Genomic DNA, 19,751 nt, shown 5'->3' on the forward strand with positions numbered 1-19,751 from the left:
TGATGAAAAAAGTAGTAGTTTCTTTTTAGCGTAAAAGCACAATTTTTCGCACAAGGTAAATTTTACCAAACTGAAATCTGACGAAATAAACGCCGCCGGGATTGTTTTTGCTGTTCCAGATGAATCGACGGCTCCCGCGCGCCAAATTTCCCAATTCAAATCGCCCAACTTTTTGGCCGGTAATGGAAAAAATTTCAACTTTCACCTTGGCGCTGCGAGGCAGCTCAAAATGAAATTGAGTAACGCTGTTAAATGGATTCGGAGATGGCGCTGACAAGTAAAAACTTCCGATTTGATTTTGTCCCGCTCGTTCGCTGACGGAGGTATTTTCGCTTATCCCTGCAAGTTGGGCAAGGCTGACGATGGCTAATTTGCCGAGAGCCTGAAAATAGTCCACGTCATAATTTGAAAATAAATCCTGAATTGTGTGGTAATGCGGATTGAAATCGTCAAAGTCTTCAATAATGAGGATTGCTGAAAATCCTTGCTCCCAAAAAGAGGCGTGGTCACTGCGATTGGTGGCTCCTTCGACAATGAGCTCCGGCGACAGGGGGAATTGCAGGGAAGCGACATTGTCAAAAATCATCTCGCCCAACGACTTCGAGTTTGCGATGTCCGCCGCATGAATTTCAAAAACGCCATCCCCGTTTCCGTCGTAGCCAATCATGTCCAGATTGATGACGCCCAAAATATTTTCCTGATTTTCTGCGGCGAGTTTTGCGTAATGTCTGCTGCCCAAAAGTCCTAATTCTTCGCCGGAAAAAAGAAGGAAACGTATGGTGTAGCGGCTGTTTTCATTTTTTAGTACGCGGGCTGCTTCCAGAACTGTCGCCGCGCCGCTGCCGTTGTCGTCCGCGCCGGGAGCGAGGAACATGCGATTGACAGCTTCCGCCATGCAATCGTAATGCGCGCAAATGACGACGCTCGTGTCCGGCGAAATTGTTCCGGGTTTCGTCGCGAAGACATTGTTCAAATAGTACTCGACATATTGGTCGCTGAAATTTTGCCAGTCCGCGCCCCGTGATTTGATGTCCAGCAGCACGCCTTTGCCGGTCACCCAAATTGTCGAATCCGCATTAAAATCCGCGTAATAGCACGACTCGTCCTGCAAAATATTCAGCGCTGTCCAGTTTTCACCGCTGTCGTGCGTGATGAAAATCTTCCCGCCGGAGCCAACGACAACGCCGTCATTTTTATTGAAGAAATCAACATCCCAGAGAATTTCATCAGGCGCGAGCACCTCAGTTTGCCAGCTTTCGCCGCCATCGAAAGTGAGCAGCAGTGTCCCGTTCGTGCCCACAGCGTAGCCGCGGCTCTCGGAAAAAAATCGTACGGCAAGGAAAGCCTCGCTGGAGCCGGAGTTTTGTTCGAGCCAATTTTCCCCGCCGTCGATTGTGTGTAAAATTAATCCGTTTGGTCCGACTGCCCAGCCGCGCAGGGAATCGACAAAATCAATGGCGTAAATTCCGAAGGTGGTGGGCAAATTCTGTTTTTCCCAGGTTAATCCGCCGTCAGAAGTGCGGAAAATATTGGCGTAGGCGCCGGCGATCCAGCCGTGCTTTTTGTCCGGGAAAGCCACGCCGTAAATGTGCTGCTCAAATGGCGCCTCCAAAAATTCCCACTGTGCGCCGCCGTCGCTGGTTTTCATGAGTAAACCCTTGTAGCCGACGGCCCAGACCAGTGAGTCGTTCACCGCCTCAAAATTTTTGATGCCTCTGTCCGTGACAAAACTGAATTGTTTTTCCCAATGCTCGCCGCCGTCAGAGCTGTGGTAAATCGAGCCATCGAGATAAAACCAGCCCTGAAGCGGATTGTTCGGCGCAAAAATAATGTCGCCAAAGTTGGGCGTGAGGCTGAACTCCTGCAATTCGACCTGATAGCCGAAATTTTCCAGCTTCTGCTGAAGAAACGTTTGCGCCTTGAAAATATCGTTGCTTTTGGCAAATCTGGTTTTGATGGTTTCAGGAACTGAATTAATAAAAACGGTTGTGTCGCCACTCAATTGGCGGACGAAAAGAGACATGGAATCGACTGAAATTTTGCCAAGAAGTCCCTGCAACTCGCTTGGTGAAGTTTGCCAAACTAAGCTTTTCTTTGTCTTCTTGCTTGGTTGCCAGCGAGAATTTTCAGGCACAGAAAGGGAATGGCTATTGGCAGAAGTTCGTATCTCCGGTATCGGCTGAGCCAAAAGAATATTTACCGAGGCTATGACAACAAAAGAGAATTGCAGAAGAAAATTGCCGTATTTCTTGGCCTTGTGGGTCATTTTTTTTCGCTAATCAATTTGGCTGTTTGAATTTAACTTTAGCCCTGCAAAGTTTAAATAAAATATTTTTTAAATTTATCATTCTTCTGCGCCAATGTCAAGCAGAATTTCTGAAAATAATTGGAAAAGCCAAATATTTTGCTTGAAAAAAGTGGTGCAAAAGCGTATATTTATTCATTGGAATAAATAGAAAGCTGCAGGGTAGCGATGAGCCAAAAAGACAGAGACGAAAAAAGAATTCAATCTTCCTTTCAAAAAGCAGTGAATCAGTACATCAATTCCCGCCTGGAAAAAGTGCCGGAATTTGTGAGTAAACATTTTTCTCTCCGCGGCGCGCTGCGGCTGCACAAAAAGGCGATCGGCGCGGATTTAATCAAAGGGCCGCTCAATATTTCGTGGTCATTGATTTACACGATTCTCCGCGGCAGTGGCGCTGTTTTGCACAAATTTGGTGAGAAAAAAATATCCCGCTTGTTGCGAGAAAAATTGCCGCCAGGCTTTGAAACGCGAGTGCAGAAAGAAATTGTCTGGCTGATTTACACGGAATTGTTGGAACTGCCGTTCCAGCAGGGGAGACGTGAGTCAAAAAAAGATGCCCTGTTGGAAATTTTTTTCAGTCAAAAGGCTGTCGCAGAAATGATGACTCAAGCCTTGAAGCCGCTGAAAAGCAAGGCTGATGATCCGAACGTGAGAAAGGCGCTGGAGAAAAATTTGCGGGAGTATTCGACCAGCCGCACTGCAGCGGCGGATTTAGCCGGAACCCTGATTACGCTTTCTCTTGGCGCAGCGGCGTTCAAGAAAATGACGCCGGGCGCCATGGCAGCCGGTTCGAGTTTAGCAGCGGCGATTGCCCAGCACGCGGCGGTGTCCAATTTTTTTCTGGGATCGACGCTGGGGTCGGTTTACTACAGCATTTTTCCTGTCTCGGCTTCTCTGGGACTGATTGCTGCAACCACGGGCTCGATCATGGCGGCAATGGCGATTGTCACTTCGTTTGCCGGAATTATCACGGATCCGCTGCAGGCGAAATTGGGCATTCATCAGCGAAGGCTGCGAAAGTTTATTCTAATGTTAAAGCCGATTTTGCAAGGAAAAAGCGAATCTAAATACGAAATTCGCGACCGTTACGTGGCGCGCGTTTTCGACATGCTGGATGTGATAAAAACAGTGACCATGAATTTGACCTGAAAACTAAAATTGAGAAATTGAACAGAGAGGAATTTGAATTGTTATTGAATCGGGAAAGGTATTTGCAAGCAACGGAATTGATTAATTTTGAGCATGAAATGATTCAGGAAAAAGCGGCTGAACTCGCGCGCGGCTGCGCCAATTCCGTCGCGGTTGCGGAGCAAATTTTCCACTTTGTGCGCGATGAAATTCGTTACGCTTTTCGTGTGCCTCACGATGCCGGTCAGTTCAAGGCATCGGCCATTTTGCGCGCCAAAATGGGGTTCTGTACGCAAAAAGCGATTCTGTTTTGCGCTTTGGCAAGAAGCCGGGGCATTCCGGCGGGAATTTATTTTTTCGACATCGTTGATCATTCATTGCCGGAAAAATTTGCCGAACTTCTGCGAACGCGCACCATGTTTCGCCACGGCGTGCCAACGCTTTTCCTGAATGGCGCCTGGCGAAAATTGGATGCGACGCTGGACGCAAAGTTAGTGGAGAAAAACGGCCTTTTTGCAGTGGAGTTTTCGCCGGAAAGCGACTGCCTGATGTCAAAGAAAAAACGAGACGGTGAAAAACACGTCGCATACGTCAATGAATACGGTTTGTACGGAGACGTCTCTTTTTCTCTGATCCAGCACTGGTTCAGTCTTTATTATTTGCACCTGTTTGACGTCCGCTTGGAGGATTATTAGTTGAATATATTTTTAAACACATAGCCGGCGATGCTGGGATTTTCCTTTAGCCGGCGCACGGAATATTCGTACCACTGTTTTCCGTAGGGTAGGTAAATTCGCATGGGAAACCCTTGCCGCACGAGAATGTCGCGCAATTGTTCGTCCACGCCGAGCAGCATTTGAAATTCAAAATTTTCTTCGGACAGATTCAGTTGATTGATGAGGCGCAAGCCTTCCCAAACCATTTGCTCGTCGTGCGTGGCGATGCCGACAAACGCTCCTTTTGTAAGCATCTTTTCCAACAAATAGCTAAAATTTCTCTGAATTATTTCCCGGTCTTTGAACGCGATTTTTCGGGATTCGTTGTAAATTCCTTTCACGAGACGAAAGTTTGGTAATTTGACTCGGGAAAAGATATGATCCACATCATCAATGGTGCGCCGCAAATATGACTGGAAAACAGTGCCTACATTTTCAAATTCTTTTCTCAATTTCAGGTAAATATCAATGGTATCGTCGGTACAGGTGGCGTCTTCCATGTCAATGCGAACAAAATTTCCCAACTCATCTGCAAGTCGAACCACCTCCGTAACATTTTCAAAGCAAAAATCGTAATCAAGCCGCAGACCGAAAGCTGTTAGTTTTACTGAAATGGAGGCATCCAGCCTTTCATCTTTCAAACGTCGAAGTAAGCGGAGATATTCCTGCTTTGTTTCCGTTGCCTCGTTTTTATGCTCGGCGTTTTCGCCGAGCAAATCTACGGTGGCTTTGATTTTTCGCTGGTTCAATTGGCGAATAGTTTCTACTGCGGCGTCCATGTCTTTGCCGGCGATGTAGCGGCTGGAGATTTTTCCGACAATGAATTTCGGCACGAACGGCATAGCGGCGACTAAAAATTTATCAAATAATTTCATTCTGCTTCTCCGTTAGCTATGGTCAAGTGAAGTGAATTTCGTAGGTAAGAAATTAGATGCCTGAATTGAAAGAAGTTTTCAGCAAAAAAAAGCCGGAACTCCCATCAAAGGGAATCCGGCTTTTTTTACTCGAAAAAATATCTTTTACAAATCTTCGGGTTTTATTTCCAGATTCGTTTTAAATGTGTGCGCGATGATGTTCATTTGCCGCAAGTAGTGCATTTTTGATCTTTTCAAATCCGGAGCGAATATGTGCATGTCAATGAAGTAGATGCGTTCGGTTTTTTCGTCAAAAAAGCAGTACATCCAAAAAGGTCCGCCGGCGACTTTCTCGTCGTTACTCCAGAGACCTTTTAGCAGCAAAGCGCGCCGTTCGAGAAAATTAACTTCTTCGGTGACGACAGGTTGAAATTTTTCGTCCACGTGTTCTTTTTCGTAGAAACTTTTTGCCCATTGATTTCTTTTTTCCACGCAATATTCTTTTGTGATCACCGAGGGATCCGTGGCTTCTTCCCAGAAAACTGAGATCCAGCGCAATGGCAGTTTGCGGTGGAACATGACAAAGCGGTCTCGCGCCGATTGAACTACCATTCTGTAGTCAACAGGCAACCGCACCATCCAGCCGTAAGTTTGCAGCAGGTGTTTTTCAACGTCTTTTTGCTCTTTCATTGAATAGAGAATTTTTTTGTGAAAGTCCTGCCAGTAGCTCTCAAATTGTTCAAAAATCTCATTGCTGTTTTCTGCTAATTTTTGCTTCAACGTTTGCAAATCCGGCGCGATCAAATAGAGCACTTTCTGGTTTTGCGCGTACGCGTCCGTGCTGGCGAACATAAATTCGCCCTGTTTGACTTTTTCCAATGCCTGCGGAGAAAGGCTGTTGTTTATTGCCTGTGAAAGTTCATCTTGCGAATCAAGAGTGGAAAGAAAAAGCAGATTTTTGTAACGTTTGTAATTGTGCGGGTCTTGTTTGACCAGCGTGTACCATTTTTCCGGCTGAGGATTGTATTCTGTCCTTTCAAAGGTTGTGCGCAGAATACTTTCCGCACTTTTCCAAATTGTCGAATCGGCTAAAACATGAATTTCGTAATCGCCGCCCAAAGGAACAGGTTTTCCGCAGCCGAGCAGGTAAAAAACGCCTGCAATTACCGCTAAACTCAAGATTATTCGCAGCGCTTTCATAATTACCTCCTTCTGTTTTATTCAATGAGAATCTATTCGAATGCGTTCTTTTCTGATCATAAAAATAATTCCGCCGGGCAACGCGGAGACAAGTCCGATCAAATATGCCAAGAACTCCATTACGACAATTAACTCCGGCGGAAAAGAAGTCACTCGCGAAAACAGCGCCAATCCGCTGCTTTCCCTGACGCCGATGCCACCGATAGAAATGGGCAAGCTCGCCAGCAAAGCAATGACCGGGATGAACAGAAAAAAGTATTTGACCTGCCCCTGCAAACCCAGCGATAGCGCCGCCAGATAATGGACAAAAACGCGAATGGTTTGGATGACAAGAGAGGTCAGCGTTACTGAAATAAGTACGCGACGATTATTTTTGAACGAATTGATGTTTTTGTAAATATCATAAATTTTGCCGTTCGCTTTGTCCGGGAAAATAAATCGAATGATTTTTCCCAATTGATGCGCCAGAAAATCATTAAAAATGAACAAAAAAGAAAGAACCCACACGACAAAAATAATCACGACGATCAACAGCACGGTTGACGATTGGAAAACGCCGCGCCAGATGAGCCCGGTGAATAATGCCAGCGTGGTGAGCATGACAAATCCCATGAAACGGTCAAAGAAAACAGTGGAAACTGCCGACGAAGAGTCCCCGGTTCGCTTGCTGATGTCATAAATGCGAAAAGCGTCGCCGCCGATGTAGCCGATGAGAAAATTGTTAAAGAACAAGCCGACGAAATAATATGACAGCACATGAGAAAATTTCAAATGAATATTTTTCGATTTCAGTAGCAAAAACCATTGAAATGCTCCCAAAATGTTACTGCCGGTAAAAATGACCAGCGCCAGAAAAATCCAGCCCAGTGAAACAGATTGAAGCTGCTGATAAATATCGCGCAGTCCCAATTTGGCGATGAGGAAAATCACCAGGCCCACGCTGACAATGATTTTTAAAGTCGGGATCAGGTATTTCCGCAACAATTTCTTCTCTCGTCTCTCTGTAAATTATTTCGATTGTCTGTCACCGCCCCTGCGTTGTTGTAAAAAAATTCCCGAAGGAATCGTTTAAAATACAATCGGATAGAATAAAAAGTTCCATTTTTGACACAACTAACCCCGGCTTTCCTGTTTGAAAACATAATTCTTAAAATCAAAAGAATCCTCTGCAATAGATGAATGAAGTTGCAGAGGATTCTTTGGCGAAAGATTTCTGCTTAATTGAGCCGGTCATTGCCGCTGAAATAAACTGAATACTGATTTTGTTTTACTTTTTCGGCTCAGCGGGTTGTAATAGCGCTGTGTCGGGCAATGATTTTCTCAATTGTGTCTCAAGTTGACTTTTAAAGGCAAGTGCATTTTGATCTTTGGGATGAGTCGACATCCATCCATTTATCAGATCCAATCCTTTCTGATAGTCCTTCTTCTGCAAGTATAAATTAGCCAGCCAGTACACGCCATTGGCGTAGCCGGGGTTTTCATCGTGAATCTGTTTGATGTATTGCAGGGCCTTTTGTTTGTCATCGCGATAGTAGTAGTATGCATATTGCAATTTCGCGTCTAATTTTACGTTGTCCCGTTCCATGATGTGCCGGAAAAGTTTTTCCGCTTTGTCCGGAGCGTTGGCGTCCCGATAGAGCAGAGCAAATTGAAACTCCAATTCATGGCGCATGGGGATCACTGTGTCCGGCATGACAGAGAATAGATTGTCCATAACTTCTATCAAATTGTCATACATTTTTTCTTTGAAATAATAACGGCAGAGGTGATAGTAAGCGCCGTGATAATTACGCAGCAGACCCTTGATGTTTTCATTGAAATAGACTTTGGGATTATTCAGGTTGCGATAGCGAAATTTATTCAGCAAATTATTTTTCAAATGCATCGGAGAGAGCGTTTGACCTTTGTAGGTCAGTAATTTGTACACCAAGCCGTCCATGCGCAAATATTTGGTCAGATTAATGAGATTTTCCTGCGACACCGTCAGCGCAAAGTAAATCGGTTTGGTGAAACGATTTGCCTGAATGATGTTTAAAATCATGAGATCTTGAACGCGAATTCCCTTACCGTAAAGTGTTGGTTTGAGCTCGAATACGATCTCCGGATTTTTGATCGTGTCTGCCACCAATCTCTTTTGCTCTGTCAAATCCTGCAGGTCTTTGGTGTAAGCCTCGCGCGGAATCTCGATACGAACGATTTTTGGTTTTTCCCAGAGCATGGGTTGCAAACTTTCAATACGCGTATCCGAAAGGGAAATAGGAACTTTTGGCTCCTGGTCGCGCAATTGTTTGATGTACCAGGGCGTATTCAACAAACTCAAATTAACGATACGGATGTCGGTGCGAATTCCCTCCACGTATTGCAAAAACCAGAGCGGAAAAGTATCGTTGTCGCCATTGGTGAACAGAATCGCATTAGGCTCGCAGCTCTGCAAAATATTGTAGGAATAATCGTAAGCAACGTAATTTCCGGTGCGATCGTGAGAATGATAGTTGAAAGCCAGCAAACGAACCGGGGATGCTAACAGCAAGATAAACAAGGCGGCAAAACCGCCGACGAGTTGAGTTTTTAAGCTGCGCTTGCTCATCGCTTCCTTTATCGAGTCCAAAATAGCCGCGGCGCCGATTCCGATCCAGAAAGCGAACGCCATAAACGAGCCGGTGTAAACATAGTCCCGCTCGCGAGGCTGTGGATTTTCCTGATTGAGATAAATGACGATTGCCAGCCCGGTCATGATGAATAAAGTCAGCACAACTGAGGCGTTTTTCCAGTCTCTCCGAAAATGGTGCACCATGCCAATTAAACCAATGAGAAACGGAATCATAAATAGGCCGTGCAAACTAAAATTTTCCACAATTCTGCCGTCGTCGTCTAAAGTAGTTCCTTTCCCGATATACTGCCAGCCAAAATAGCGCAAGTACATTTTTTTTATTTGATATTCCCACAGCGAAGCTCGGCGTTCGACGATGCTCCAATCACCGTATTGCTCACGATTGAGGTATTTGACCATATTTTCCATATTCTCGGGATCGTTTTCATCCAATTTAGGATTTAAGTTGGAGCGAATGTAGATACTGGCGTACGTGGAAGCTCCCATGACGATTAAAAGGAGAGAAGTGAGCGCCAAGAACAGAAATCGTCGTTTGTGATCCATCGCTTTTTTAATGCCGTAAAGAACGAGAATAAACACGATAATGAAAAATATCGCTGAAAATGAAGGCCCGGCGTTTGTGTTTAAAAATAGAATTAAGTCGGGTAATTTTTTAACAATTCCCGGGTAGATGACAAAAAATATCAGCCCGGCAACAGCCATGAAGGACAGAAAAGTCCCCATTTCCGGCTTCTTGTATTTGCGAAAATATGCCAAAAGAAAAATTGCCGGCAAGGCTAATATACTCAGCAGATGGATGCCAATGACAACTCCCACCAGATAGGCGATGAGCAAAATGTATTTGTCGCTCGTGGAAGAATCCGCTTTTTCGTACCAGAGCAAAATGAGCCAGATGATGAAGGCAGTAAAAAACATACTGATGGCATAAACTTCGGCTTCTTCGGCGTTGAACCAAAAACTTTCGGTGTAGGCAAAAGTCAGTGCGCCAACAAGTCCGCCGCCATAGGTAACCAGACGATCAAAATGATCTTTGATGGCACCGCGGTACATAATAATGAGTCGGACGATGATCAAGTAAGTGAACATGACGGTGAGGCCGCTCGTGAGCGAAGAAATCGTATTGATGCGCAGCGCGATATCTTTGGCAAAAGGAATCATGCTGAAAATGTGCGCTACGAGCAAATAAAACGGCGCCCCCGGCGGATGGGGAACGCCCATAATGTGCGCCGTGGTGATAAATTCTCCGCAGTCCCAGAAAGAAACTGTCGGCGCGATGGTGCGCAGGTAAACAATTGTCGAAGCAAGAAAAACAAAAATAGCTAAAATTCGATTAATCAGCTTATCGTTTTGCATGTTACTCCCTCCGAGTAATGACTTTTTCCATGAGTCGAATCATGGTTTGGGCTGAGTTTTCCCAATTAAACTTTTGCGCCCATTCGATGCAATGCGGCACAAAATATTGGCGCAATTTTTCATCTTGAATAAGTTGAATTATTATCTGTGCTAATTTTTTGTAGTCTCCGTAAGGATAAAGAAAACCTGTTTTGCCGTCCACAACGGAATCTCTGAGTCCCGGCGAATCCGCGGCGATAACCGGCACGCCGCACGAATTCGCTTCAATTACTGTCAGTCCCCAGCCTTCTTTGGGCGAGGGATTGACCATGAACCACATCTGATTGAGATAGTCGATTTTTTTCTGATGATGCGTGCTGCCTGTAAAAATCACCCCATCCTGCAAATTAAGTCGAGCAACTAATTTTTTGATTTCCGCCAGGTAATCTCCGTCGCCCACAAGCAGCAATTTTGCCTCGGGAATTGTCTTGATGACTAATTGAAACGCGCGAATCAGATGGTGTACGCTTTTGTATTTTTTCACCCGACCAAGATAGCCGATGAGCGGCGTTGGTGATTTTGTCCCCGCGTCAAATTGATAGGCCGCAGCGTCAACGGCGTTTTGAACGAGCGAAATATTTTCCTTTTGCAAACCTTTTTCAATCAGCTCATTTTTTGTGCTATCGGATACTACTGCCATTGGTGTGCGGCGATAAATCCACGGGATTAATTTTTCCGAAAGCATGACGTAAAGCGCCACCGGCAGCGGAGCCTCAAGAAAAATGCTTTTGCCGAACAAATGGTGAATGATGCCGATGATCGGTTCTTTGACAAAGAGCGGTGTGTAAAACGGAATTTTGTTGATGTCGTCAATGACAACGTCGAATTTTTCCTGACGGGATAATTGCCGGTAAAGTTTCGCCACGTGAAAATTGAACAAATTTCGATGACCGTACCGAATGATGCGAATTCCATCGACAATTTCTTCATTTGGCAATTGCGGGTGTCGGCAGCTCACCAGCGTGATGCGATGTCCTTTTGCTGCGATTCGTTTAAAAATTTCATGTAAATGAACTTCAGCGCCGCCGCCCAATGGATTTCGAATATCCTGCCAGTTGAAAATTAATATGTTATATGCCATATTTTTAAAATTTTTCTTTTTTCTCTCCGATAACTCCGATGTCAAGAAATGTGTAAAAAGCCCCTTTTTGCCCCGAGAAAAGTGAACGAAATTTATCCCTGATGCGGCGGAATGGCGAAAAACCGCGAGGATAGAGCGGGAGTTGAATCCCCACTTTTTTCAGAACTTCACGAAAAATGCGGTAGAACAAACTGGGACGCATCCAATTGCCATAGGAATGAATAGGCTCGAAGCCGCTTTTTTGCATCACTTGCTTCAACTCTCTGACGGAAAATTCAGTCTCCCAGCCGGCGAACCATTTATTGAGAAAAATCAAAATGTGCTTAATTACAGTGTAAAAATGATACCGCTGCGGCACGTCCACGAGCAACAAACCGCCTGGTTTCAAAATACGAAAATTTTCCTGCAGCAGAGGCCGTGGATCGCGGAAATGTTCCAGCAAACCCTGATGGAAAACAATGTCGAAAGAGTTGTCAGGAAAGGGCATCCGAAACGCATCGGCTTGAATGCCGTGCAGTTGCGCGGTTTCTTTTTTGTTCAACTGGCGAATGATTTCCAGCGATTGCGGGGCGTAATCCAGAACAAAAACCTGAGCTTTGTCCCGGTACAATTTCAAGCTGTCCCTACCGCTGCCAGCGCCCACTTCCAGGATTTTTTTATTTTCAAACTTTGTGACTTTTTTCAAATTCTGATAAATTCGTTCGTCGTTGGAATAAACCTGATCGATGTCTTTGCGTTCCTGCCAGAACTTCTCCCAATGATCACGAGTTGATACTTTTGTCGCCATGGAGATGAGTGCTTCCGATTAAAAATTATTAATGCGAAAAAGTCAGCGATAAAAGCTGACCGGAATGGATTAGTTGAAAAACAAAGCCTGCAAAGTTAATGAAAAAATTGTAATAAATCAAGTTAAAAATTTGCGCTGTGATAGTTCATGGAATGGTTTTTTGCTATGGAAATTTTCTTGAGTTGAATTAAATGATTGTTACCTTGAATCAGCGGAAAAGTTCCCATTCACAGACAGCGAGGCAGGAAGGATCAGCCGATGCGCATCAGTGAAAGATTTTCTTTGAACTGTTGGTAAAAACTGATTTTTTTAACGGATTCCAGGAGAAAATTTAAGTCAGTTTCATTTTCCACGCACTCGAAGGCTATTTTGCGGGCGTCTTGCAAAAGCTGTCCGTCTTTCAAAGGATTGGCAATTTTGAAGTCCGGTAATCCGTGCTGGCGCGTGCCCAAAAACTCTCCGGGACCGCGAAGCTGCAAATCGACTTCGGCGATTTTGAAACCGTCAGTTGTGGAAGCCATTGTTCTCAGCCGGGTGAGCGCTTCTTCCGTCAGCGGTTTTTTGGCAATAAGAATGCAGTACGATTGTTTGCCACCGCGCCCTACACGACCGCGTAACTGATGCAATTGTGTAAGTCCGAAGCGTTCCGCATTCTCGATGACCATGATTGTCGCATTAGGCACGTCAACGCCGACTTCGATAACTGTTGTGGAAACAAGAACTTGAATGTCGCCATTTTTAAAAGACGCCATGACCGATTCTTTTTCTTCGTTTTTCATTCTGCCGTGTAGTAGCGCCATGGTGTTGTCTTTGAAAATTGACGCCTGCAAAACTTCGTAGCTTTCAGACGCGGCTTTCAAATCTAATTTTTCAGATTCTTCCACCAGCGGAAAAACGATGTACGCCTGGGCGCCAGCGTCGATGTGCGATTTCACAAATTTGTAAATTTCTTTTCTCTTGTCGGAATAGCGCCAGGAAGTGATGATCGGTTTTCTTCCTTCGGGAAGTTCGTCAATGACGGAGATGTCCAAGTCGCCGTACAGAGTCAAAGAAAGCGTCCGCGGAATCGGCGTGGCAGTCATCACCAGCACATCGGGATTGGCGCCTTTTTGCGTCAATTCCGCGCGCTGAGTAACGCCGAAACGATGCTGCTCGTCGATGACAATCAAGCCCAATTTTGCAAATTTAACGTGCTCTTGAATCAAGGCGTGCGTTCCAATGGCGATGTGGCATTTCCCTGACGCGACATTTTTAAGAATTTCCTCGCGTTCCGCTGTTTTTTGCGCTCCGACCAGCAGCTCAATGTGAATGTCCAATTCTGCCAGCCATTTTTTGAAAGTCAAAAAGTGCTGCTCCGCCAAAATTTCCGTCGGTGCCATCAATGCTGCCTGATAGCCGTTTTCCACTGCCAGCAGCATGGCAATGAGCGCGATAATGGTTTTTCCTGAACCCACGTCTCCCTGAATGAGCCGGTACATGGGATGCGGTTTTTTCATGTCAGACCAGATTTCCTGCAACACTTTCCTTTGCGCCGGCGTTAATTTGAAAGGCAGCTTTTCCGCTAACTGGTGAACACGATCACCGATGTCAGGGAAGGCGATTCCTTTTTCCTGCTCAATCACTTTCTTTTTACGATATGCCAGCAGAAATTCCAGCAGAAAAAATTCCTCAAACTTGAGCCGACGCCGCGCTTCTTTCAACAGAAATAAGCTTCCGGGAAAATGGACATTTTTCAACGCCTCTTGCAGAGGAAGCAATTTCAATTGTGAAAAAATATGCTGCGGCAGGGTTTCTTCGATGCGGGAAATGTAATTTTTCACCAGATAATTCAAAACTCGCCGAAAGCCGCGACTGTCCAATCCGACGCGGGAGAGAGCTTCCGATGAAGAATAAATGGGAATGATTTGTCCTGTGTTGTAAAAATTCGCCATGTTGACTTCTTCATCGTCAGAGAGAATGTCAAATTCAGGGTGCACCATTTGAAGACCGCCGAAATAGCCGACTTTGCCGCTGACGGCGATCAATTGCCCGGGCTTAAATTTTTTTTCCCAGTAAGGAATTTGATTGAACCAGACGCAGTTCAGACGACCTGTGTTATCGGAGAGCATGAGTACGAAACGCGCTTTTCTGCCACGCTGAATGCCGCAGGCCTGCACCGTGCCCACAACGGTCACCAATTCGTTGATTTTTAGGTTGCGAATCGCCGTAATGTTGCTGCGGTCGAGATAGCGGCGAGGATAATATTGCAGCAAGTCGCGCACTGTAAAAATTTCGGCGTTGTTCAACGCTTGCGCCCGTTTTTCGCCGATTCCTTTCACAAATTGAACGGAAATGTCGAGAAAGTTGTTTTGCTCTTGATTTGGCATTGCTATTTTGGTTTATTTATAAAGATCAGTTTCTACATTTTATAATTGGCAAAAAACAGGTACCCGTCGGAAAAGAAATCTGCTTTCCTAAACAAGTTTGCTTAACTTTTGCAAAATATTGTTTCCTCAAAACAAAGAAGTACAAAAGATTAGCCCCAGAAGGTTCTTATATCCCTTGATGAAAATATCTTGTTGCATTTGCAGTATCTCTATGAATGGCAAAATAATTTTTGGAACCATATAATTCAAGAAAGAAAATGACAACTGTACTGGAATTCCATTTTCAGGATCAATTATTTTGCCCTAAATTATTTTGCCGAAAAATAGAACCGGTTTTTATTTCAACTTGATCTGAAGTTTTCTGTATTTTTATGTTGTCGATTTTTTTGTTTTTGTTAGTACTCGTCCGACTTCTGGCGGATAATAGTTAATTTAAAAAAGTTTGGTTAGTTTATTACCATGACAATTTCACCGTATATGTCAAAACTGCTTCCGAGTCGCGCATAACCGGCACGGAAAATTGCACCTTGTCCGCACTCAACTTTTTGTAACGGTGAGTGGAGTTTTTAATTTTCCAGAAATTATAAAATCGTTCAACCACTTGTACTTCCACGTTGTCATTTTCTTTGTGATTGCGAATTTTCACTTCCCAGGTTTCCTCACGGGAGCGCTTGCCGGTAGATTTTTTGTTCATCATTGTGCGCTCGACTTTGATGTCAAAGGCATTGCCGATATAAAGTTTGACTTCTTCATCTTTGGGCGTGTGCTCAATTCTATCTTCGCCGATCAATTCCAGAGACTGGTCCTTCGGGTCTTCTTTGTAAACACGAACTTTCCCTGCCGGCAGCGGCATACCCATTCCTGCCGCTTTCTCGTTTTTGAAAGTCAAATTGACGTGAACATCTTTCGTGGAAACTTTCGCTTCGAAAATGTAAATTTTCTTGCATCTCGTTTCCACGGTAGGGAAAAGGGTGATTTGTTTAATCTGATTGTTTTTCAGGGTGGACGGTTGATCGAGCGTGTAAAGATGATATTCGAAGAAACTTTTTTCCTCGAATTTCGGCGCGGCCATGGGCATAGCTTTTTCAACATAATCCATTGTTTGACGATAGCGTCTTTCCGGTTCCGCGCGGTGAATTTCGCCAGCCATGAGTTTAATTTTTGCGTCAGGGAAAGTCGCGCCACTGTGGTTGTTAATGGAAACCCAGGCATTGAGTTCCAGATTCTGATCGTTATTTTTTGCCACGGCAATATATTCAGCGTGCCATTCCATGCCTTTGGTCAAATAACTGACTTCGGTCTCATGCGCTCCGGCTTGCTGACAAATTATCTGCCACAGCAAAGTAGGCTTTGTCAACAATCCTTCCGGCAACTCAGGGAAATCAATGGTTACTACGTTTGAGCGGTTCACCATTTTTATCGCGCCGCCCGGCTTTTGCAAAATCAAATAATTCCCTTGGTAGCTTAGCAGTGATCCGGCGAAAAGACTGTCCTGTTTCGTGCGCACGCGAATGTTTTCATCGATGTATTTTGATAAAATTTTATCCGAGGAAACGAGGTCAAAATCATAATTTTGTTCAGCAATGACAACCTTGTCCGGCGCAGTTAATGACTTGAAATGCACGCTGGTGGGATCGATTTGTGCGGCGACGTCCTGGTATTTGAGCTCAAATTTCCCTTTTTGGAATCGCATCATCCTCACGTCTTTCACGACTGCGAGATTATCATTGTAAACTGTAACGCTTACCTTGCGACCATCATCGGCAAAGACAGAAGACAACGAAAAGATCAATGTCAGCAGTAGAAAGGCTAACTTTTTCATGGCAAGCCCCTTTTTATTTTGTTAGAAAAAAAGAATCCCTGCCGCAAAGCAGGGAAACGTTATTTAATCTTCCAGACTTTTCAGATTGTCTTTGAGCTTTTCCAGATTTTGTCGGAAATCAATCAATTTTTGCTTCTCTTTGTCAATCACTTGCTGCGGCGCTTTTTTGATGAAATCCTGATTCATCAATTTTTTGTTGATATTTTGCACCTGATTTTCCAGTCGGGTGATTTCCTTCGTGAGTCGGTTGCGCTCAACCTCAATATCAATCAAACCCGCCAACGGAACAAAAATTTCCAGATCAGCAACCACGGCGGAAGCAGATAATTTCGGTTTTTCAACGTCCGACGAAAGCGTGATGTCGGAAATCTTTGCCAGCGATTTCACATAAATTTGTGATTGTTCGATTAAACTCAAAAGTTTCTGATTATTGCTTTTTACAATTAACTGCGCTTGTTTCGTCGGCGGCACATTCATTTCGCCGCGGATGTTGCGCACAGCGCCAATCACCTGCTGCACGAGCGCCATCTGTTCTTCCGGAACATCAGCGTAAAATTTTTGATCCGGTTCAGGCCAGTCAGACACAATCAAGTCGGATTCTGATTCATGCCGTATTTTTTGCCAGATTTCTTCCGTGATGAACGGAATGAACGGATGCAGCAATTTAACAATAATTCTCATGGCATGAAGGCCAACACTCAGCGCGATTTTTTTAGCTTCTGCGTCCTCGCCGTAAAGTCGCGGCTTGATCAATTCCAGATACCAATCGCAGTATTCATGCCAGAAAAATGAGTATAAATTATCCACTGCTTCATTGAAATGAAATTCTTCCACCGCTGTCGTCGCTGCGGAAATAGTTTTATGCAATCGGCTCAAAATCCATTGATCCGCTAACTCCAGTTTCTCATCATCAATTTTGTCAAAATTCTCAATCAAAGCAGGAATTTCAGTTTCGTCCAGATTCATCATCAGGAAACGGAATGAATTCCAGAGTTTGTTGGAAAAATTCCTTCCGATCTCAAAGCTGGATTCCGCCAAATTGATGTCCTGACCCTCCGATGTCAGCATCAGCAACGAGAAACGAACCGCATCAGCGCTGTATTTTTTGACCATAAGCAAGGGATCAATGCCGTTGCCCAAAGTCTTGCTCATTTTTCTGCCTTTATCGTCGCGAATGACACCGTTGAAATAAACATGTTCAAATGGAATATCGTTCATAAATTCCAGACCGGACATGATCATGCGCGCAACCCAGAAGAAAATGATATCCGGTGCTGTGACCAGGGCATTCGTCGGGTAAAAATATTCCAGATCCGGCGTTTTTTCGGGCCAGCCCATGGTGGAAAAGGGCCACAACCAGGAAGAAAACCAGGTATCGAGCACGTCTTCATCCTGCCGGATTTTTGTGCTTCCGCATTTCTCGCATTTTTGCGGTGCAGTGCGTTTCACCATTTCGTGACCGCAATCGTCGCAATAGTAAACAGGAATGCGATGCCCCCACCAAAGCTGGCGGGAAATACACCAATCGCGGACGTTGGTCATCCAGTGATTGTAGTTTTTAATCCATTTTTCGGGATGAAATTTGATCTCACCGTCGGCAACGACTTTCAGCGCCGGATCGGCAAGAGGCTTGACTTTGACAAACCATTGTTTGGATAAATATGGCTCCACAACCGTGTCGCAGCGCTGACAATGCGCTACGGCGTGCTCATGGTCTTTTATTTTTTCCAAAAGTCCCAGTTGTTCCAGCTCTTTCACCAGCATCTTGCGACACTCAAAACGGTCGTACCCTTTGTATTTTCCGGCATTTTTGTTCATGGTGCCGTCTTCATTCATCACGTTGATCGGTGCTAAATTGTGGCGCTGTCCCATTTCAAAATCATTGGGATCGTGCGCCGGGGTGACTTTTACCGCGCCTGTCCCAAATTTCGGATCAACTGCCGGGTCAGCAATGATGGGGATTTCGCGATTCATCACCGGCAAGGTAACTGTTTTACCGATCAATTTTTTGTAGCGTGCATCATCCGGATGTACGGCTACAGCAACGTCTCCGAGCATGGTTTCCGGTCTGGTGGTCGCCACTGTGATATATTTATTCCCGTTGTACGGGTAGCGGATGTACCAGAGTTTTCCGTTTTCATCCTGATGGATTGCCTCTTCATCGGAAAGAGCAGTGCCGCATCGCGGACACCAATTGATGATGTACTCGCCGCGGTAAATGAGGCCTTTTTCATAAAGGCGGACAAAAACTTCAGTCACTGCTTGCGACAGGCCCGGGTCCATGGTAAATCTCTCGCGTTCCCAGTCGCAGGAACAGCCTAATTTTTTCAATTGCTCAATGATCACATTACCGTATTTTTCTTTCCATTCCCAGACCCGTTCGACGAATTTTTCTCTTCCCAAATCATGGCGCGTCAGATTTTCACTTTTGCGCAAATTGCGCTCGACAACATTTTGCGTGGCAATACCGGCGTGATCTGTTCCGGGAAGCCACAGAGCCTCATAGCCGCGCATACGGTGAAAACGAATCAGGATATCCTGCAAGGTGTTGTTGTATGCATGTCCCATGTGAAGCACGTCCGTCACATTGGGAGGCGGAATGACAATTGAGTATGGTTTTTTATCCGGATTTACTTCCGCATGAAAATAATTTTTTTCAATCCAGTATTGGTACCAGCGATCTTCAACATTTTTAGGATCGTACACTTTTGCAATTTCGTTCTGCGCCATAATCGAGTTCAAGCTCCAATTAGTTAGTAAATTAATTGATAAAAAAATGAATCCTCTGAATATAATCAAAAGTTTATTAAAAATCAAAGTGAATTTTGTTGAAAGTTTAAAAATTTCTGGGCAAAGAGTCAAGGAAAAAATAAAAAAAATGAACGCCCGCCAAATTTACAGCTTTTAATCATTTCTGATTATTTGGAATAGTTTGCGTTTTTATTACGCTCTTTCAGAAATTACCACCGCCCTTCAAGGGTTCCAGTCCTTTGAATGGTTAAGAAAGCAAAGTGGTTTGCGGTCAAAAAAAGAAACCGCAAAGATCGCCAAGAATGCACAAAGCCCGCCAAGGGAAAGACAATTTTATAGAATGACAATGACCCGTTAAAATTGAACATAAGGCGATAATCTATTGTTTTTAAAAGGCTGACGCCTTAAATCCACTCCAATTTAGGAATTAAGCCGTAAGGCTTTTATTGTCTCCAAAATATCCTCACGCAAAGCCGCCAAGACGCGGAGCCACCCTTCCCCTGACTTTTTTAACTTAAAATTTAGGTAGGGTGGAAGGGCTCTGTGAACTCTGTGTCTCCTCTGCGCGCTCTGAGGTTTCTAAAAATCTTTTACGTTTGACTACCAGTTGTAGTTGTACCAGCGCCGCAATTTATTGTGGCGGAAAAGACAGATGAGAAACTGATAAAAAAAATGAACGCCCGCCAAATTTACAGCTTTTAATCGTTTCTGATTATTTGGAATAGTTTGCGTTTTTAT

At 44.5% G+C, this 19,751-nt stretch carries 12 protein-coding genes; 2 read left to right on the forward strand and 10 right to left on the reverse strand.

Translation table 11 applies throughout. The features are described 5' to 3' along the window. Positions 1–25: 25 nt before the first annotated feature. Positions 26–2,266 carry a M20/M25/M40 family metallo-hydrolase gene (locus GXO74_13795; GenBank protein NOZ62740.1) on the reverse strand — a complete coding sequence of 747 codons (2,241 nt, stop codon included), beginning with the start codon at positions 2,264–2,266 and terminating at the stop codon, positions 26–28. Between the two features lie 207 nt (positions 2,267–2,473). Between GXO74_13795 and GXO74_13800 the strand changes: the two genes are divergently transcribed. Together GXO74_13800 and GXO74_13805 are read left to right on the forward strand one after the other, a co-directional pair. After that, positions 2,474–3,454, forward strand: coding sequence for a hypothetical protein (locus GXO74_13800; protein ID NOZ62741.1), 981 nt, complete (start codon positions 2,474–2,476; stop codon positions 3,452–3,454). A 38-nt stretch (positions 3,455–3,492) separates the two neighbouring features. After that, the gene (locus tag GXO74_13805; GenBank protein NOZ62742.1) at positions 3,493–4,128 is read left to right on the forward strand and encodes a transglutaminase family protein; all 636 of its coding nucleotides are present in this window, start codon (positions 3,493–3,495) and stop codon (positions 4,126–4,128) included. On the opposite strand, the gene GXO74_13810 is transcribed toward GXO74_13805, so the two are convergent. The 9 genes from GXO74_13810 to GXO74_13850 form a co-directional block, all read right to left on the reverse strand. Next, complete coding sequence (locus tag GXO74_13810) at positions 4,125–5,024, reverse strand: proline dehydrogenase (protein NOZ62743.1); 900 nt, start codon at positions 5,022–5,024, stop codon at positions 4,125–4,127. The genes GXO74_13805 and GXO74_13810 overlap by 4 nt on opposite strands. A gap of 144 nt (positions 5,025–5,168) precedes the next feature. After that, positions 5,169–6,203 carry a DUF4837 family protein gene (locus GXO74_13815; GenBank protein NOZ62744.1) on the reverse strand — a complete coding sequence of 345 codons (1,035 nt, stop codon included), beginning with the start codon at positions 6,201–6,203 and terminating at the stop codon, positions 5,169–5,171. Positions 6,204–6,224: 21 nt separating this feature from the next. Then, positions 6,225–7,184, reverse strand: coding sequence for a flippase-like domain-containing protein (locus GXO74_13820; protein ID NOZ62745.1), 960 nt, complete (start codon positions 7,182–7,184; stop codon positions 6,225–6,227). 286 nt (positions 7,185–7,470) lie between these two features. Next, positions 7,471–10,167 carry a DUF2723 domain-containing protein gene (locus tag GXO74_13825; protein NOZ62746.1) on the reverse strand — a complete coding sequence of 899 codons (2,697 nt, stop codon included), beginning with the start codon at positions 10,165–10,167 and terminating at the stop codon, positions 7,471–7,473. 1 nt (position 10,168) lies between these two features. Beyond that, the gene (locus tag GXO74_13830; GenBank protein NOZ62747.1) at positions 10,169–11,287 is read right to left on the reverse strand and encodes a glycosyltransferase family 4 protein; all 1,119 of its coding nucleotides are present in this window, start codon (positions 11,285–11,287) and stop codon (positions 10,169–10,171) included. A 4-nt stretch (positions 11,288–11,291) separates the two neighbouring features. After that, positions 11,292–12,074, reverse strand: coding sequence for a class I SAM-dependent methyltransferase (locus GXO74_13835; protein NOZ62748.1), 783 nt, complete (start codon positions 12,072–12,074; stop codon positions 11,292–11,294). A gap of 251 nt (positions 12,075–12,325) precedes the next feature. Continuing rightward, complete coding sequence (recG, locus tag GXO74_13840; GenBank protein NOZ62749.1) at positions 12,326–14,440, reverse strand: ATP-dependent DNA helicase RecG; 2,115 nt, start codon at positions 14,438–14,440, stop codon at positions 12,326–12,328. Between the two features lie 454 nt (positions 14,441–14,894). Further along, positions 14,895–16,262: a DUF4139 domain-containing protein gene (locus GXO74_13845; GenBank protein ID NOZ62750.1), complete on the reverse strand. Its 1,368-nt coding sequence runs from the start codon at positions 16,260–16,262 to the stop codon at positions 14,895–14,897. Positions 16,263–16,325: 63 nt separating this feature from the next. Beyond that, positions 16,326–18,992 carry a valine--tRNA ligase gene (locus GXO74_13850; protein NOZ62751.1) on the reverse strand — a complete coding sequence of 889 codons (2,667 nt, stop codon included), beginning with the start codon at positions 18,990–18,992 and terminating at the stop codon, positions 16,326–16,328. Positions 18,993–19,751: the final 759 nt, after the last annotated feature.

The organism is Calditrichota bacterium (genome assembly GCA_013152715.1).
Lineage (GTDB): Bacteria > Zhuqueibacterota > Zhuqueibacteria > Thermofontimicrobiales > Thermofontimicrobiaceae > 4484-87.